Raw genomic sequence first — 13,517 nt, forward strand, 5'->3', positions numbered from 1 at the left:
GAAACACCCTTCACGCGATAAACAGCACTGTCATCGGCGGCCGGCTCCCCCGCTTCACTTACCGACCGTTCGTTCTGTAAATAGTACACGCGGGAGCTTCCGTTGCGTACCTCCCGGGTTCTAGAGGACGGTGACGCCCAGATGCGCTGCCAGCAGGGGTGCCAGCAGGCTCAGCTGGTAGTCATCGATCACCGCGCCGGCGAGGCTGCCGAGTCCGCTGATGCTGCGGAATTCGGTGCCGCGGAGATCGAAGTCCTTCAGCTTGGCCCCACTGACATCGAGGGAACCGATGGTGCAGTTCTTCAGCGCCACGCGCGTACCGGCGGCTGAGCCGAGGTCCAGCTCACTGATAATGCAGTCGGTGATGAGGACGTCCGCGAGCTTGGCGCCGCGCAGGTTGAGGAAGTCCAGCTTGCCGCCGTCGATCCGGACCGACTGCCAGCCGCTTTCATACAGTTCCGCCGAACCCAGCCGCGGGTTCCGCAGTTCAACGTCCCGCCAGGTGGTGCGGGCCGCCCGGAAAACCGGCGCGTACAGCTCGGCCAGGATGCAGTCCCGGAAGGAGGAACCACGCAGCTGGGTGTCACTAAAGGAGACGCCCTGGAACTCACACTCGGCAAAGTCGGTGCCGGCCAGCTCCAGTCCGTCGGCCTGCACGCGGCTGTACCGGCCGCCGTCGTGCCTTTCACCCCGGCGCAAAGCAGGCGGGGAATCCCCGTCCAGGTCCGCGAGCACAACGGGCGAGAGCCTGGGGGCAGTGACTTTTACGGCCGTCCTGGAGCCGCTGCGGCCTGTTGAGGCGGCCACTACGGGAGGGACTCCGCTTTGGCCGCGATCTCCGCAAGATCTTTGGTGAGGGCTTTGCGGGTGGCGGCCATGCCCATCCTGCCGAACAGCAGCATCATGATTTTGCTGGCGGGGGTGGGCTTGATGACCTCGGCGCCGAAGGTAAGGGTGAGGTCCGTGCCGCCATCGCGCGGGGCCAGGTTGAACCGCGTAGTGTAGTCCGCGCCGCCTTGGAGGGCCTTGACGGTGGTGTTGCGGTGGGGCTCAGCCCCGGCCACCCACATCTCGACTGTCTCAGCCTTGCCGAACATCTTCCGGGTCTCCTTCCACCGCGTCCCCTCTTTATAGGGGCCTTCGGTGAGGAGCTGGACGGAATCAACTCCGGAGAGGGTGGCCGCCGAGCCCGGGATGTCGGTAATCACGGACCAGACCTTTTCCGGTGGCGCCTGGATGTGCTGGGTGAGGCTGATGCTGTGGTCCATGATCCGAGCCTAGCCGCGGGCACCGGCAATCAACAGGCGCCCCCAACACCGGCAGCTTAAAATAGTAAGCAAGCTTCGTGTTATCGTGAAAATGCACTGTTTGATCAACGGAAACGAAAGGAGGCCACCACCATGGGCCTCGGAGACAAGATCAGTAACGCAGCGGAAGACCTCGGCGGCAAGGCCAAGGAAGCAACGGGCAACGCCACTGACAATGACCGTCTGAAAGCGGAAGGCCAGACCGACCAGGTCAAGGCTGACGCCAAGAAGGTCGGCGAAAGCGTCAAGGACGAGTTCAAGCGCGACTAGCCTCTTCCTGCGGCGACCAGGCCCAACCAGGCCGGCCGTAACAGAGCGAAACGGCGGCGGATCCCCACGGAACCGCCGCCGTTCTGTTTGCCTGGAATTGCCGGTCGCCCAGCCCCGGTAGGAGCTACATGCCCGCGGGACCATCACCATCCGCTGCGCGTCGGCGTGTGCCCTTGCCGGGAATCCTCCGGCATCGCCATTTCGGCGCGAAGCCCCAGGAGCCGGATGGGTCGGTCCGGCTCGATCTTCCCCCTCAGGTCGAGGGCGCGGGCCAGCACCTCTTCCGGGTCGGAGGTCTCAGGGATTTTCCGGGCATAGGTCTTGGTGATAAACGGGGCATACCGGACCTTGAGCGTTAGCCCGACGACGGGCCGCCCCTCCGCCGCGACATCCTTCAGCACGTGCGCCGCCAACTCCCGGACGGCGTCGTCAATTTGCCCGGGCTCCGTCAGGTCGCGCTGGAACGTGGTCTCCCGGCTGTGCCCGCGCGCCACCCACGGGGTGTCATCGACAACCCGCGAGCCGTCGCCCCGTCCGAGCTGGGCATACCAGGGTCCCATCCGCGGGCCGAACTCGGGGACCAGGTCATCCGGGTTGGACGCCGCAAGCTCGGCAACGGTCTTGATGCCGAGGGCGGCAAGGCGGCGGGACACCTTGGTTCCCACGCCCCACAGTTCGATGGTGGGGCGGTTCCCCATCACCTCGAGCCAGTTCTCTGCCGTGAGCCGGAAAATACCGGCGGGCTTGCCGAACGTCGTGGCCACCTTGGCACGGACCAGCGTGTCACCGATGCCCACACTGCAGTGCAGCCGGGTCTCCTCAAGGATGTCGTGCTGCATCTGCTTGGCGTATGCGTCCGGATCATCCGTCCCCACACCAACAAACGCCTCATCCCAGCCCAGCACCTGAACGATGGCACCCGGTTGAGCGCGCAGCACGGCCATGACCTTTTCTGAGGCCTCGAGGTAGGCTTCGTGATCGACCGGCAGGATGACGGCATCGGGGACCTTGCGTGCCGCGATGCGCAGCGGCATTCCCGAGCCCACGCCGTACGCCCTGGCTTCGTAGGATGCCGTGGACACCACGGCCCGCTCGGTGGGATCACCACGGCCGCCAACTATCACCGCTTTGCCCGCGAGCTCCGGCCGGCGGAGCACTTCCACGGCCGCGATGAACTGGTCAAGGTCAACATGCAGCACCCAGGATTCGCTCACAAGCCCCAGTCTGCCCCGGCGGCGCGCCCCGCACCATCCCCGCCTCCCGCCGTCGTGATCGCCGGAACGCTGCCAGGACGCTGAAGCGTTCCGGCGATCCGGCACCGTTCCGGCGATTCAGACAGGCACGGGCACCCGGCGGCGGATCCGGCACCACGGCTTACGCGGGAAAACGCCGACGGCGGGCCCGCCCTCCCCAGGGGCGTCCCGCCGTCGACCGTTATTTCCCAAAAAGTGCTAGCTGTACAGCTCATTCTTCGGCTGGTTGTTCTTGACCTTCTGCCAGCCGAGCCACAGGACCACAGCGAAGAAGGGTATGGTGGCCAGCGTCCAGAGGCCCAGGTAGAAGACCTCGCCGCTCTTGCTGGTCATGGTGTCGAAGCCGATCAGCACCGTGATGGCCAGCAGGCCAACCAGGCCCGCCCAGCTGGTCCACGGGGAGCCGGGCATCGGCAGCTCGGAGGTGACGCCCTTGCGCCGGCGCAACACAATCTGGCTGGCGAAGATGGAGCCCCAGCAGAAGATCACGCCGATGGAGGCGGTGTTCAGGGCGAGGTCGAACGCGTGCGAGCCACCCAGCCAGATGTTGAGCATGATGCCCACCAGGTAGAACGCCGCGATGGCCAGGATGGCCGCGTAGGGGACATGGCGCTTCGACATCCGGGTCAGCCACTGCGGGGCGTGGCCGTTGTTGGCCATGGTCCGGAACACGCGGCCGATCGAGTACAGGCCCGAGTTGCAGGAGGACAGCGCGGCGGTGATCACGATCATGTTCATCACGTCGCCCACCCAGCCCAGGCCCATCTGGCCGAAGACGGTGACGAACGGGGAGGTGCCGGCTTTGTACTGGTCCGAGGGCAGCAGCATGGCCAGCAGGGTCACGGAACCGACGTAGAACACCACGATGCGGAGGACGACGGCGCGGATCGCCTTGGGCACTTCGCGTTCCGGGTTCTGCATCTCGCCGGCGGTGATACCCACCAGTTCGATGCCGTTGTACGCGAAGATCACGGCGTTGAGCACCAGGACCATCACCAGGGCGCCCTTGGGGAACATGCCGCCTTCAGCCGCGAAGAGGTTCGCGACCGACGCGTGGCCGTCGCCCACCTGGGCGTTGGTGACCACCATGAAGGTGCCCACCACCAGGAAGATCAGGATGGCGCCCACCTTGAGGCAGGAGGCCCAGAATTCAAACTCGCCGAAGGCCTTGACGCTCAGGAGGTTGACCGCCACCAGCAGGGCCAGGGCGGCGATGGCCGAGGCTTCCACGGGGACGTTGGGGAAGAAGAACTGGAAGTACAGGCCGATCGCGATCAGTTCGGCGATGCCGGTCATGCCCCAGTTGATGAAGTACATCCAACCGGAGAGGTAGGCGCCCTTTTTGCCGAACATCTCGCCGGCGTAGCTGACGAACGAGCCGGAGGTCTGGCGGTACATGATGAGTTCGCCCAGGGCCCGCATCAGCAGGTAGGCGATGACGCCGGCGATGGCGTAGGAGAAAATCAGGGCCGGGCCGGTGGAGGCCAGGCGCCCGCCGGCACCCATGAACAGGCCGACGCCGATGGCGCCGCCCATGGCGATCATGGTGACGTGGCGGCGGCCCAGGGTCTTGCTATAGCCCTCGGCGCTGAGGGTGGGGTCGACGGCGGTGGATGGGGCCGTGGGGTTCTGGAGATCTGTGGGGGTACTTTGAGGCACAACGATTCCTTGTGGGTTGGGGGTTGGCCGCATCCGGTACACGGACGATTCCGCTCACATAATTCGGCAAGATGCCTTGTCGGGCATCCGAATGTGATCGGAATCTCTCGTGGCGCCGAAGCTTCGCGCGGCTCGTCTATCCTACAAGATGTGACGGGGTGCTACGTGACGCGCGCTACACCGGTACCTGCAGGACCAGGTTCCGCTGCTCGTCCGTGGAGACTTCATAAGGGCTGAGGTTGTCTGCGCCGGTTGTGGAACAGCCCGTGGCCAGGTCAAACGCGTGCTGGTGGAGGGGGCACACCACTACGCCCAGGTCAATAGTGCCGTCGGCCAGCGGGCCTCCCCTGTGGGGACAAACTGCCGGGAGCGCCCGGAGCGAGCCGTCGCGGAGCCGGAACACGGCCACCTGGCCGCCGTCCACGGCGAAGGCCCTGCCCTCCCCCAGCGGAATCTGCTCCACCGGACCCAGGACGAACGTCTGCGCTCCTGTTGCGGCTTCGGCACTCATTGGACGGGTACCTGCGGCAACACAGTCAGGGGCAGCGAGGTGCGGAACTGCCCCGGGGTCACCGGTTCCGCACGTTCTTTCCACGGGTCCTCGTAGCTGTCGATTGAGTCCTGCATGGCCGCGTCCAGCCGGGATGCGATGCCTTCCGAGTCGGACACAATAACGTCCCGCAGATGCTCGATGCCTACCCGCGGGACAAACGAGTAGGTCCGTTCAAGCCAGTTGGCACGTTCCCGGTAGTACTGCATGAACCTGCCGGCCAGGACCTTGACCTCTTCGGGATCATCAACGGTGGCGAGGAGATCGCCCTTGCGGATGTGGGCGCCGGCTGCTCCGCCCACATAGATCTCCCACCGGCCGCCTTCAACCGCCACCACGCCCACGTCCTTCACCAGCGATTCGGCGCAGTTCCGCGGGCACCCGGACACCGCCAGCTTGAGCTTGGCCGGCGCCTCGATCCCCTGGAAGCGTGATTCGATCTCTATGCCGAGCTTCGTGGAATCCCCGGTTCCGTAGCGGCAGAAGTCCCTGCCCACGCAGGTCTTGACGGTGCGGAAGCTCTTGCCATAGGCGTAGCCCGAGGGCATGTCCAGGTCCGCCCACACCTGCGGCAGGTCCTCCTTGCGGATGCCCAGCAGGTCGATCCGCTGCCCGCCGGTGAGCTTGATCAGCGGGACATTGTGCTTTTCGGCCACATCGGCGATGCGGCGCAGCTGCTCCACCGAGGTCACGCCGCCCTTCATCTGGGGCACCACGGAGAAGGTGCCGTCGCGCTGGATGTTGGCGTGCACGCGGTCGTTGATGAACCGGGCGTCGCGTTCGTCAATATAGCGCTCTGCCAGCATCATCTTCAGCAGCGAGGCCAGCCCCATCTTGGACCTCGCGTCCTCGCCGCCGGGGGCCAGAGCCTGGAACACCGCCGAGACGGAACGCAGCCCGCGCTTCCGGATCTCCGCCATCAGTGCCGGCTTGTCCAGCGGGATCGCGGGAACGTAGTAGCCGGCCGCCGGGTCCTCTTCCACGGCTCCGTCCGCGGCCCATTCCACCACCTGGCGCACCAGCAGCTTGCAGGAGCCGCAGCCCTTGCCGGCCCGGGTTGCCTCCATGGCGCCGGCAACAGTGGCACAGCCGCCCTGCACTGCATCCACCAGGGTCCTTTTGCTGACGCCGTTGCAGTTGCACACCTGCGCGTCGTCGCTGAGCTCGGCCACCCCGGTGTCCCCGTCCGGTGTCCCAAGATCGAACATCAGCCCGATCCGTTCCTCGGGAAGGGGCAGCCCGCGGTCATAGGCCTGGGTCAGGTAGGCCACCTTGCGGCTGTCGCCGAGGAGCGTCGCGCCCACCATCTTGTTGTTCCGGACCACGATGGACTTGAAGACGCCGCGGCTGGGCTCGGAGAAAACGATGTGTTCATCCGTCTCGAGTTCGGGTCCGTGCAGGCCCATGGAGGCCACCTCGACGCCGGCCACCTTCAGTTTGGTGGCGGTACGGGAGCCCAAGTACAGGGAGGACGTGTCCGTCCCTGTGACGTGGTTGGCCAGGACCACCGCCTGTTCCCAGAGCGGGGCCACCAGCCCGTACACCTCGCCGCGGTGCTGCACGCACTCCCCCACGGCGTAGATATGGTCCTCGTCCTGGACCCTCAGCCGGTCATCCACCACGATGGCCCGCTCCACCGGCAGCCCGCTCAGGACGGCAAGGTCCACGTTGGGCCGGATTCCGGCGGCAACCACCACCATGTCGCAGGCGATGTCGGTGCCGTCGCGGAGGCTGACCCCCGTGACCCGGTCGTTTCCCAGTACCGCGGTGGTACGGCTGCCGGTCAGCACCCTGATGCCCAGTGCCTCGACGCTGCGGCGCAGCACCGCACCGCCGTCGGGCCCCATCTGCGCGCTCATCAGGTGACCGGCGGAATGTACCACGTCCACCTCCAGCCCAATGCTCCGCAATCCATGCGCGGCCTCAAGTCCCAGCAGTCCCCCTCCGATCACCACGGCCCGGCGGTGGTGCTCCTGCCGCGCATGCGACACCATCTTGCGGGTGTCGTCGATGGTGCGGAAGCCGAAGATGCCCTGCTTGATGGACCCTCCCGGGGTGTACAGCCCATCCATCGGCGGCATGTGGGAGCGGCTGCCGGTGGCGATGATCAGGGTGTCGTACGGTGTCACCCGGCCGTCGTTGGAGAAGACGTGCTTGGTGAAGCGGTCAATCCTTTCCGCCTTCACCCCGGCATGAAGCGTGATGCCGTTCTCCTGGTACCAGGGCAAGGAGTTGAGGAAGATGTCGGCGTCGCTTTCCTCGCCGGAGAGGACGTGGCTGAGCATGATCCGGTTGTAGTTTCCGTACGGTTCATCGCCGAACATGGTGATGGTGAACTGTCCGGCGCCGCCGCGGGCCAGGATTTCCTCCACCGCGCGGGCGCCGGCCATGCCGTTGCCGATCACCACAAGCCGGCGGCGGGTGGCCGGCCCGGAGGGCGTGGCCCGCGGGCTGTCCAGGACGCTGGTCATCAGTGCTCCACCATGCCCAGGTCAATCACCACGGACCCCTTGACGCCCTCCGGAGCCGCAAGGTAAAGCTCCACGGCGGATCCGCCCTCGATGTCCTCCACCACCCGCAGTGGAACGTGGACATCGCTCTTGGCGCCGATGGGAAAATACCTCATGGGCACGCCGTTGCGCAGCAGGACCACCGTAATCAGTTCCGGACTCGAATTGCCTCCGCGGAAATAGAGCGTCTGGTTGATGAACCCGTCAGGGACGTAGTGGGAGAGCTCGCTGTGGATGGGCACGGGCTTTTCCATGCCCGCGCCCTGGAAGGGGAAAATGCCTTGCAGGAAAAGGTTCTTGGTCAGCATGGGCGTTCCCTTTCGGCCGGCGGCAACTGTTACAGCCCATCCTGCGCCACCCATGTTTCGGCCTGCCGGTTCCCCGGTAACGATCCCTTAACGCAAAACTCACGGTTTTCCGGGCCCGTGGCCTTACCCGTACGCGTGGCTGATGGCAGCCGCCTTTGCCGGGAACCCCCGCAGCACAGCTAAGAGTTCCGCATATCGGTTCCGCGGCCCCGTGCTCAGGCCGGCGCGAGCACGCCCCGGTCCATCGAGTAGCGGATCCAGCGCCCGGCAGCGCCTGGCGGGTTGCCCGCACTGCCGGCGGCCTGCTGGCACGCGGCGAACCACTTCCGGAGGGCGCGGTCGTGGCTGACCATCACCAGGGTTCCGCTGAACCCGGCGAGCGCCGCCTCCAGTTGTTCCACCAGGACGGGCGCCAGGTGGTTGGTGGGCTCGTCCACAATCAGGGTGTTGTAGCCGCCCAGCAGCAGCCGGGCGAGGGCCAGCCGGCGCTGTTGCCCTGCCGAGAGGCTGCCGACAGGGACGTGGAACTCGCTGGTGCGGAACAATCCCAGTCCGAGCAGGGCCTCGGCATGTTCGTCGATGTTGCCCCCGAGGCCCGCCGCGAACGCGGGCAGCAGCCGGAGCGACGGACGCAGCGGAAGTTCCAGTTCCTGCTGCAGGTAGCCCACCCGTTCCGGCCGGGTGACACTCCCGCCGGCTGGTTCCAGGGTTCCGGCGAGCACGGACAGCAGCGTGGATTTGCCCGCACCGTTCGGCCCCACGATCAGGATCTTTTCGCCCACACCGGCCTGGAAATCCGTGGGTTGAAGCCGTCCCGGAACGCTGACCCCGTTGGTTGCAAGGCGCACCGGCTGTGCGGCGTCAGCTGAAGCTCCCAAATCCGCGGGCGGGGCAAGCCGCAATGGCACGGGCGGCTGGTCCACCGGGCTGGCTTCGAGCCGCCGCAACCGTTCCTTGGCATTGCGGACCTGGCTGCTCGCGGCCCGTTCCCAGGTGCCTGTTTTGAACCCGAAGGACATCTTGTCGGCGTCCCGCTTGCGGCCGTACCCCATGGTTCCGGCCACCGTTTCGGCCTGCCGCTTTTCCGCCGCCATGGCGTCCAGCCAGCCGTGGTACTGCTGCACCCAGCGCTGGCGTTCGGCGGCTTTCTCCCGGAGGTAGCCGTCATAACCGTTGCCGTAGCGGGCTACGGTGCGCCGTTCGGCATCCACTTCGATGATCGTGGCGGCCACCTTCCGGAGCAGCATCCGGTCGTGCGACACCACCACCACAATGCCGCGGTGGGTCGCCAGCCGCTCCTCGAGCCACTTCACACCCCGGGCGTCGAGGTGGTTGGTGGGTTCGTCCAGGAGCAGGATGTCCAGCGGGTCGGCCAGTACGCAGGCGAGCGCCACGCGTTCCTGCTCCCCGCCGGACAGTGATCCGAGCGTCCGGCTTCGGTCCAGGCCGCCCAGGCCCAGCCGGTCCAGTGCCGCTTCCACCCGGGATTCCGCCGCGTAGCCTTCCCTCAGCTGGTACTCGGTCTGCAGCCTGCCGTAAGTTTCCAGGTCAGCGTCCTCGGCGTCTGCCAGCCCGGCCTCGAGCCGGTCCAGTTCAGCTTCAAGTTCGCGCAGCGAGGCGAGGGAAGCGTCGATGGCACCGCCCACGGTGAATGACTCCGGCAGCCCATGGGTCTGGGCGAGGTAGCCCACCCGGCCCCGGATGGTGACGGCGCCTTCCTGCGGCTGCTCATGCCCGGACAGGATGCGCAGCAGGGTGGATTTGCCGGCACCGTTTTCGCCCACCACCGCCACATGCTCGCGCGCCGTGATGACCAGGTTGATATCGTCCAGCAGCAGGCGGTCGCCGTAGCCGTGGGAAACGCCGGAAAGGTTCAGGTGTTCAGTCAAGGGAAGTCCTCGCAAAGCTCCGAAGTGTGGCCGCGGGAGCCAGGCCGAAACATCGGGGGCTCGACCAACGGCCTTGGATTTGAGGGGAACAGTCCGGCGTGGCCGGGCTGCTGTCAGGACTTCATCGCTCCAGCCTGCCCGCCTGCGGGAATTGAGTCAAGCGGCAGGGCCGGGGCGGCTGCCTCACCCGGCACCCAGCGGACGACGGCGGCGCCCGGGCCAGGTGCCGCCGTCGTCCGCTCACACGTGGCGGGTCAGACGGCGAGCGCTGCCGCTTTTCGGCGCCGGGCCTTCGCAAGCCGGGTACCGATCAGGCCCTGCCGTGGGCTGAACAGGTAGACGACGGCGAACACCACGCCCTGCGTGAGCACCACCATTGCCCCGGACGCGGTGTCCAGGTAGTAGCTGATGTAGATACCGGCCAGCGAACAGACGGCAGAGATCACCGGGGCGATGACCAGCATGCGCGAGAAGCGGTCGGTCAGCAGGTACGCGGTGGCGCCGGGGATGATGAGCATGGCCACCACCAGCACCACGCCCACAGTCTGCAGTGCCACCACGGACGTCAGCGCAAGCAGGCCCAGCAACAGCGCGCCCAGGCGTTTGGGTGAGAGTCCGATGGCGTGCGCGTGGATGGGGTCGAACGCATACAGGGTGAGGTCGCGCCTTTTGAGGATCAGGATGGCGAAGGCCACGACGCCCAGCACCAGAACCTGGATCAGGTCCGGGATGCTGACGCCGAGGAGGTTGCCGAAGATGATGTGGTTGAGGTCGGTCTGGCTGGGCGTCACCGAAATCAGCACCAGGCCCAGGGCGAACAGCGACGAGAACACGATGCCGATCGCCGCGTCTTCCTTCACCCGGCTCGTGTTGCGGACCACCCCTATCAGGGTGACCGCGACGAGGGCGAACACCAGCGCGCCGAGGGCAAACGGGGCACCGACGATGTACGCCAGCACCACCCCCGGGAGGACCGCATGGGAGACGGCGTCGCCCATCAGGGACCAGCCAATCAATACCAGCCAGCAACTGAGCACTGCGCAGACCACGGCGGCCAGGGCGGTGGTGACCAAGGCACGGACCATAAAGTCGTAGCCCAGCGGTTCCAGGAGCAGCTCCATCAGTGGTTCCCCCTCTCGGCGGCCGGGGCTGTGAGGTCCGGCGCTGTGATGCCCGGTGCCGGAACGTTCCGGTCCGGCACATTCCCTTCCGGCAGTTCGCTGTTCAGCACGTCCAGGCCAAAGGCCATCGCCAGGTTCTCGGGCTGCAGCACCACCTCGGGCGGCCCGTGCATCAGGACCTTGTGCATCAGGAGGATGGCCTCGTCGCAGAGTTGGGGCAGGGCATGCAGGTCGTGGGTGGACACCAGGATGGTGCAGCCGTCGGAGGCGAGTTCGCGCAGGAGCCGGGTGATGGTGGCCTCGGACCGTTTGTCCACGCCGGCGAAGGGTTCGTCCAGGAGCATGGTGGTGGCGCCCTGGGCGATCCCGCGGGCTACGAAGGCACGCTTCTTCTGGCCGCCGGAGAGCTGGCCGATCTGGCGGCCGGCATACGGCCCCAGCTCCACCCGGTCCAAGGCTTCGTCGACGGCGGCGCGGTCCGCTTTGGAGGCACGTCGGGTGAAGCCCTGGTGGCCGTAGCGGCCCATCATCACCACGTCCCGGACGGACAGCGGGAATTGCCAGTCCACGTCCTCGCTCTGCGGCACGTAGCCGATCCCGCCCTGCTTGCGGGCCCTGGAAGGCGACTGTCCGTTGATCCGGACAGTGCCGGCGTCGGGCTTGATCATTCCCATAATCACCTTGAAGAGCGTTGACTTGCCGGAGCCGTTCATGCCCACCAGCCCACAGATACGGGCGGGCTCGAGGGCAACGGACGCCGCGTCGAGCGCCAGGACCTCGCCGTAATGAACGGTGACATGCTCAACGAGGATGGCCGGGGAGATCATGATGCCGCTCCTGTGGGTGCTCCGGCGAGGGACTTGGTGATCAGATCGGCGTCGTGCCGGATGAGGTCAAGATAGGTGGGCACCGGCCCGTCCGTCTCGGAGAGGGAGTCCACGTAAAGGGTGCCGCCGAACTTCGCCCCGGTGGCCCCCACCACCTGTTGCATGGGCGCATCGGAAACCGTGGATTCGCAGAAAACCGCCGGGACCTTGTTGGCCCTGACGTATTCGATGGCGCGGGTGATCTGCTGCGGGGTGGCCTGCTGTTCGGCGTTGACCGCCCAGATGTACACCTCTTTGAGCCCGGCGTCCCGGGCCAGGTAGGAGAACGCACCTTCGCAAGTCACCAGGGCGCGCTGGTTCTCGGGGAGGCCGGACAGGCTGGACACCATCTGGTCCTGCACCGCCTGCAGCTCGGCCTTGTAGGCGGCCCCGTTGGCCTTGAAGACGCCGGCGTTGTCCGGGTCGAGGTCGCTGAAGGCCTTCACCATGTTGTCCACGTAGATCTGCACGTTCACCGGGGACATCCAGGCGTGCGGGTTTGGCTTGCCCTGGTAGGAGTCCTCGTTGATGGACACCACCTGCACACCGTCACTGACCACCGCGTGCGGCACGTTCAGTCCCTCCACGAACTGCCCAAACCAGGCCTCGAGGTTCAGCCCGTTGTCCAGGATCAGGTCTGCTTTGGAGGCTTTCCGGATGTCGCCGGGGGTGGGTTCGTAGCCATGGATCTCGGCGCCGGCCTTGGTGATCGACTCAACCGTGAGCTTGTCCCCCGCCACATTCCTGGCGACGTCGGCCAGCACCGTGAAGGTGGTCAGGACTACTTTCTTGTCTCCGCCGTTGCCGGAGGCGCCTCCGCAGGCGGTCAGCAGGAGGGAAAGCACGACGGCGGCTCCCGCCCCGGCGCGGAAGCGCGCCTGGCGGAGGGCGAGGGTTCGGGCGGCTACTTTGGCGCACCGAAACAAAAGTTTAGGCATACCGAATATTCTAGGGGGCGCCTGATCCCCCGGCAACGTGGACGTCGTCACTTCCCCCTCCAGCTAGGCTGAAACCATGGCCACCGCACACCGCCGACCACCCGCTCCGCAGCCACAGCTGTACCGGTTTTCGCCCCTCGACTTCGCCACGGTGGGCCTGTACGTGGCGATTGCCGGATTCTTCGTTGTGGCCGGGGACCTGCTGGAGCCGTTCCTGCGGCAGATCGCGCCGAGTCCGGCCGCGGCTTCGTACGCCACGAACCTGCTCTTCTATGCCTCGGTGGGAATTCTCGCGGTCTTTGCTGCGCGGCGCGTGGTGGGCCGCGACCTGCGGGTGCTGGCAACCCGGCCGTGGTTCACCCTGATGATGGTTCCGGCAGCGGTGATTGCCATGATGATCCTGACCGCCGTGGTGGTGGCTGCAAGCGGAAACGTGGAGACGTCGGAGAACCAGGTGGGACTCCAGGCGCTGATGCAGCAGGTCCCGGCGTGGCTGATGGTTCCGCTGCTGGTGGTGGTGGGTCCATTCGTCGAGGAGTACATCTTCCGGCACCTGCTGATCGGCAAGCTGAGCCGGCGGATCAACATCTGGGTCTGCTGCGTATTGTCGGTGCTCCTGTTCGCGGCACTGCACATCGTGGGCCAGGAAGCGCTGACGCTCACCGTCCTGCTGCCGTACCTGGCCATGGGCGCAACCCTGGTGTTCGTGTATGTGTGGACCGGCCGGAACCTGATGTTCTCCTACTTCGTCCATGCTGCCAAGAACCTGCTGGCCGTGGTGTTCATCTACGCCATCCCGCCCGAGGTCTACGAACAGCTCCAGCAGGTCCCGGCCTGAACGCAACG

Annotated in this window: 13 protein-coding genes; 2 read left to right on the forward strand and 11 right to left on the reverse strand. The window is 66.3% G+C overall.

Annotated features, from left to right (window positions below; all coding sequences use genetic code 11):
* Window positions 1-120: 120 nt before the first annotated feature.
* Both BACI348_RS16820 and BACI348_RS16825 read right to left on the reverse strand, forming a co-directional pair.
* Complete coding sequence (locus BACI348_RS16820; RefSeq protein ID WP_159828090.1) at window positions 121-807, reverse strand: pentapeptide repeat-containing protein; 687 nt, start codon at window positions 805-807, stop codon at window positions 121-123.
* Window positions 807-1,268 carry an SRPBCC family protein gene (locus BACI348_RS16825; RefSeq protein ID WP_159828093.1) on the reverse strand — a complete coding sequence of 154 codons (462 nt, stop codon included), beginning with the start codon at window positions 1,266-1,268 and terminating at the stop codon, window positions 807-809. Before BACI348_RS16825 ends, BACI348_RS16820 begins: the two co-directional genes overlap by 1 nt.
* Window positions 1,269-1,400: 132 nt before the next feature.
* On the opposite strand from BACI348_RS16825, the gene BACI348_RS16830 reads away from it, so the two are divergent.
* The gene (locus tag BACI348_RS16830) at window positions 1,401-1,577 is read left to right on the forward strand and encodes a CsbD family protein (RefSeq protein ID WP_050053911.1); all 177 of its coding nucleotides are present in this window, start codon (window positions 1,401-1,403) and stop codon (window positions 1,575-1,577) included.
* 143 nt (window positions 1,578-1,720) lie between these two features.
* Here BACI348_RS16830 and BACI348_RS16835 read toward each other — a convergent pair whose 3' ends face one another.
* The 9 genes from BACI348_RS16835 to BACI348_RS16875 all read right to left on the reverse strand — a co-directional run bounded on the left by BACI348_RS16835 (window position 1,721) and on the right by BACI348_RS16875 (window position 12,671).
* The gene (locus BACI348_RS16835) at window positions 1,721-2,791 is read right to left on the reverse strand and encodes a DNA polymerase IV (RefSeq protein ID WP_442858509.1); all 1,071 of its coding nucleotides are present in this window, start codon (window positions 2,789-2,791) and stop codon (window positions 1,721-1,723) included.
* Between the two features lie 237 nt (window positions 2,792-3,028).
* A complete protein-coding gene (locus BACI348_RS16840) occupies window positions 3,029-4,489 on the reverse strand; it encodes an amino acid permease (RefSeq protein ID WP_159828096.1) in 1,461 nt (486 codons plus the stop codon).
* A gap of 175 nt (window positions 4,490-4,664) precedes the next feature.
* Window positions 4,665-5,000, reverse strand: coding sequence for a Rieske (2Fe-2S) protein (locus BACI348_RS16845; protein ID WP_159828099.1), 336 nt, complete (start codon window positions 4,998-5,000; stop codon window positions 4,665-4,667).
* Window positions 4,997-7,510, reverse strand: coding sequence for a nitrite reductase large subunit NirB (nirB, locus tag BACI348_RS16850; RefSeq protein ID WP_159828102.1), 2,514 nt, complete (start codon window positions 7,508-7,510; stop codon window positions 4,997-4,999). Before nirB ends, BACI348_RS16845 begins: the two co-directional genes overlap by 4 nt.
* A complete protein-coding gene (locus tag BACI348_RS16855; RefSeq protein ID WP_159828105.1) occupies window positions 7,510-7,857 on the reverse strand; it encodes a molybdopterin oxidoreductase in 348 nt (115 codons plus the stop codon). The genes nirB and BACI348_RS16855 overlap by 1 nt, the downstream gene beginning before the upstream one ends.
* A 215-nt stretch (window positions 7,858-8,072) precedes the next feature.
* The gene (abc-f, locus tag BACI348_RS16860; protein ID WP_159828108.1) at window positions 8,073-9,746 is read right to left on the reverse strand and encodes a ribosomal protection-like ABC-F family protein; all 1,674 of its coding nucleotides are present in this window, start codon (window positions 9,744-9,746) and stop codon (window positions 8,073-8,075) included.
* A 254-nt stretch (window positions 9,747-10,000) separates the two neighbouring features.
* Window positions 10,001-10,867, reverse strand: a complete 867-nt coding sequence (locus BACI348_RS16865) for a metal ABC transporter permease (RefSeq protein ID WP_159828111.1) — start codon at window positions 10,865-10,867, stop codon at window positions 10,001-10,003.
* Entirely contained in the window at window positions 10,867-11,694 is an 828-nt protein-coding gene (locus BACI348_RS16870) for a metal ABC transporter ATP-binding protein (RefSeq protein ID WP_159828114.1), read from the reverse strand. The genes BACI348_RS16865 and BACI348_RS16870 overlap by 1 nt, the downstream gene beginning before the upstream one ends.
* The gene (locus tag BACI348_RS16875; protein ID WP_159828117.1) at window positions 11,691-12,671 is read right to left on the reverse strand and encodes a metal ABC transporter substrate-binding protein; all 981 of its coding nucleotides are present in this window, start codon (window positions 12,669-12,671) and stop codon (window positions 11,691-11,693) included. The genes BACI348_RS16870 and BACI348_RS16875 overlap by 4 nt, the downstream gene beginning before the upstream one ends.
* Window positions 12,672-12,747: 76 nt before the next feature.
* Here BACI348_RS16875 and BACI348_RS16880 point away from each other — a divergent pair, with 76 nt between their 5' ends.
* Window positions 12,748-13,509 carry a CPBP family intramembrane glutamic endopeptidase gene (locus tag BACI348_RS16880; RefSeq protein ID WP_159828120.1) on the forward strand — a complete coding sequence of 254 codons (762 nt, stop codon included), beginning with the start codon at window positions 12,748-12,750 and terminating at the stop codon, window positions 13,507-13,509.
* Window positions 13,510-13,517 lie beyond the last annotated feature (8 nt).

The sequence above is a fragment of the Arthrobacter sp. 9AX genome (genome assembly GCF_902506095.1).
GTDB lineage: Bacteria > Actinomycetota > Actinomycetes > Actinomycetales > Micrococcaceae > Arthrobacter.

What these genes read in the sequence shown, in the direction of transcription:
- BACI348_RS16825 (WP_159828093.1), bottom strand. Translation starts at nt 1,268, where the DNA reads ATGGACCACAGCATCAGCCTCACCCAGCACATCCAGGCGCCACCGGAA.
- BACI348_RS16830 (WP_050053911.1), top strand. Translation starts at nt 1,401, where the DNA reads ATGGGCCTCGGAGACAAGATCAGTAACGCAGCGGAAGACCTCGGCGGC.
- BACI348_RS16845 (WP_159828099.1), bottom strand. Translation starts at nt 5,000, where the DNA reads ATGAGTGCCGAAGCCGCAACAGGAGCGCAGACGTTCGTCCTGGGTCCG.
- nirB (WP_159828102.1), bottom strand. Translation starts at nt 7,510, where the DNA reads ATGACCAGCGTCCTGGACAGCCCGCGGGCCACGCCCTCCGGGCCGGCC.
- BACI348_RS16855 (WP_159828105.1), bottom strand. Translation starts at nt 7,857, where the DNA reads ATGCTGACCAAGAACCTTTTCCTGCAAGGCATTTTCCCCTTCCAGGGC.
- BACI348_RS16865 (WP_159828111.1), bottom strand. Translation starts at nt 10,867, where the DNA reads ATGGAGCTGCTCCTGGAACCGCTGGGCTACGACTTTATGGTCCGTGCC.
- BACI348_RS16870 (WP_159828114.1), bottom strand. Translation starts at nt 11,694, where the DNA reads ATGATCTCCCCGGCCATCCTCGTTGAGCATGTCACCGTTCATTACGGC.
- BACI348_RS16875 (WP_159828117.1), bottom strand. Translation starts at nt 12,671, where the DNA reads ATGCCTAAACTTTTGTTTCGGTGCGCCAAAGTAGCCGCCCGAACCCTC.
- BACI348_RS16880 (WP_159828120.1), top strand. Translation starts at nt 12,748, where the DNA reads ATGGCCACCGCACACCGCCGACCACCCGCTCCGCAGCCACAGCTGTAC.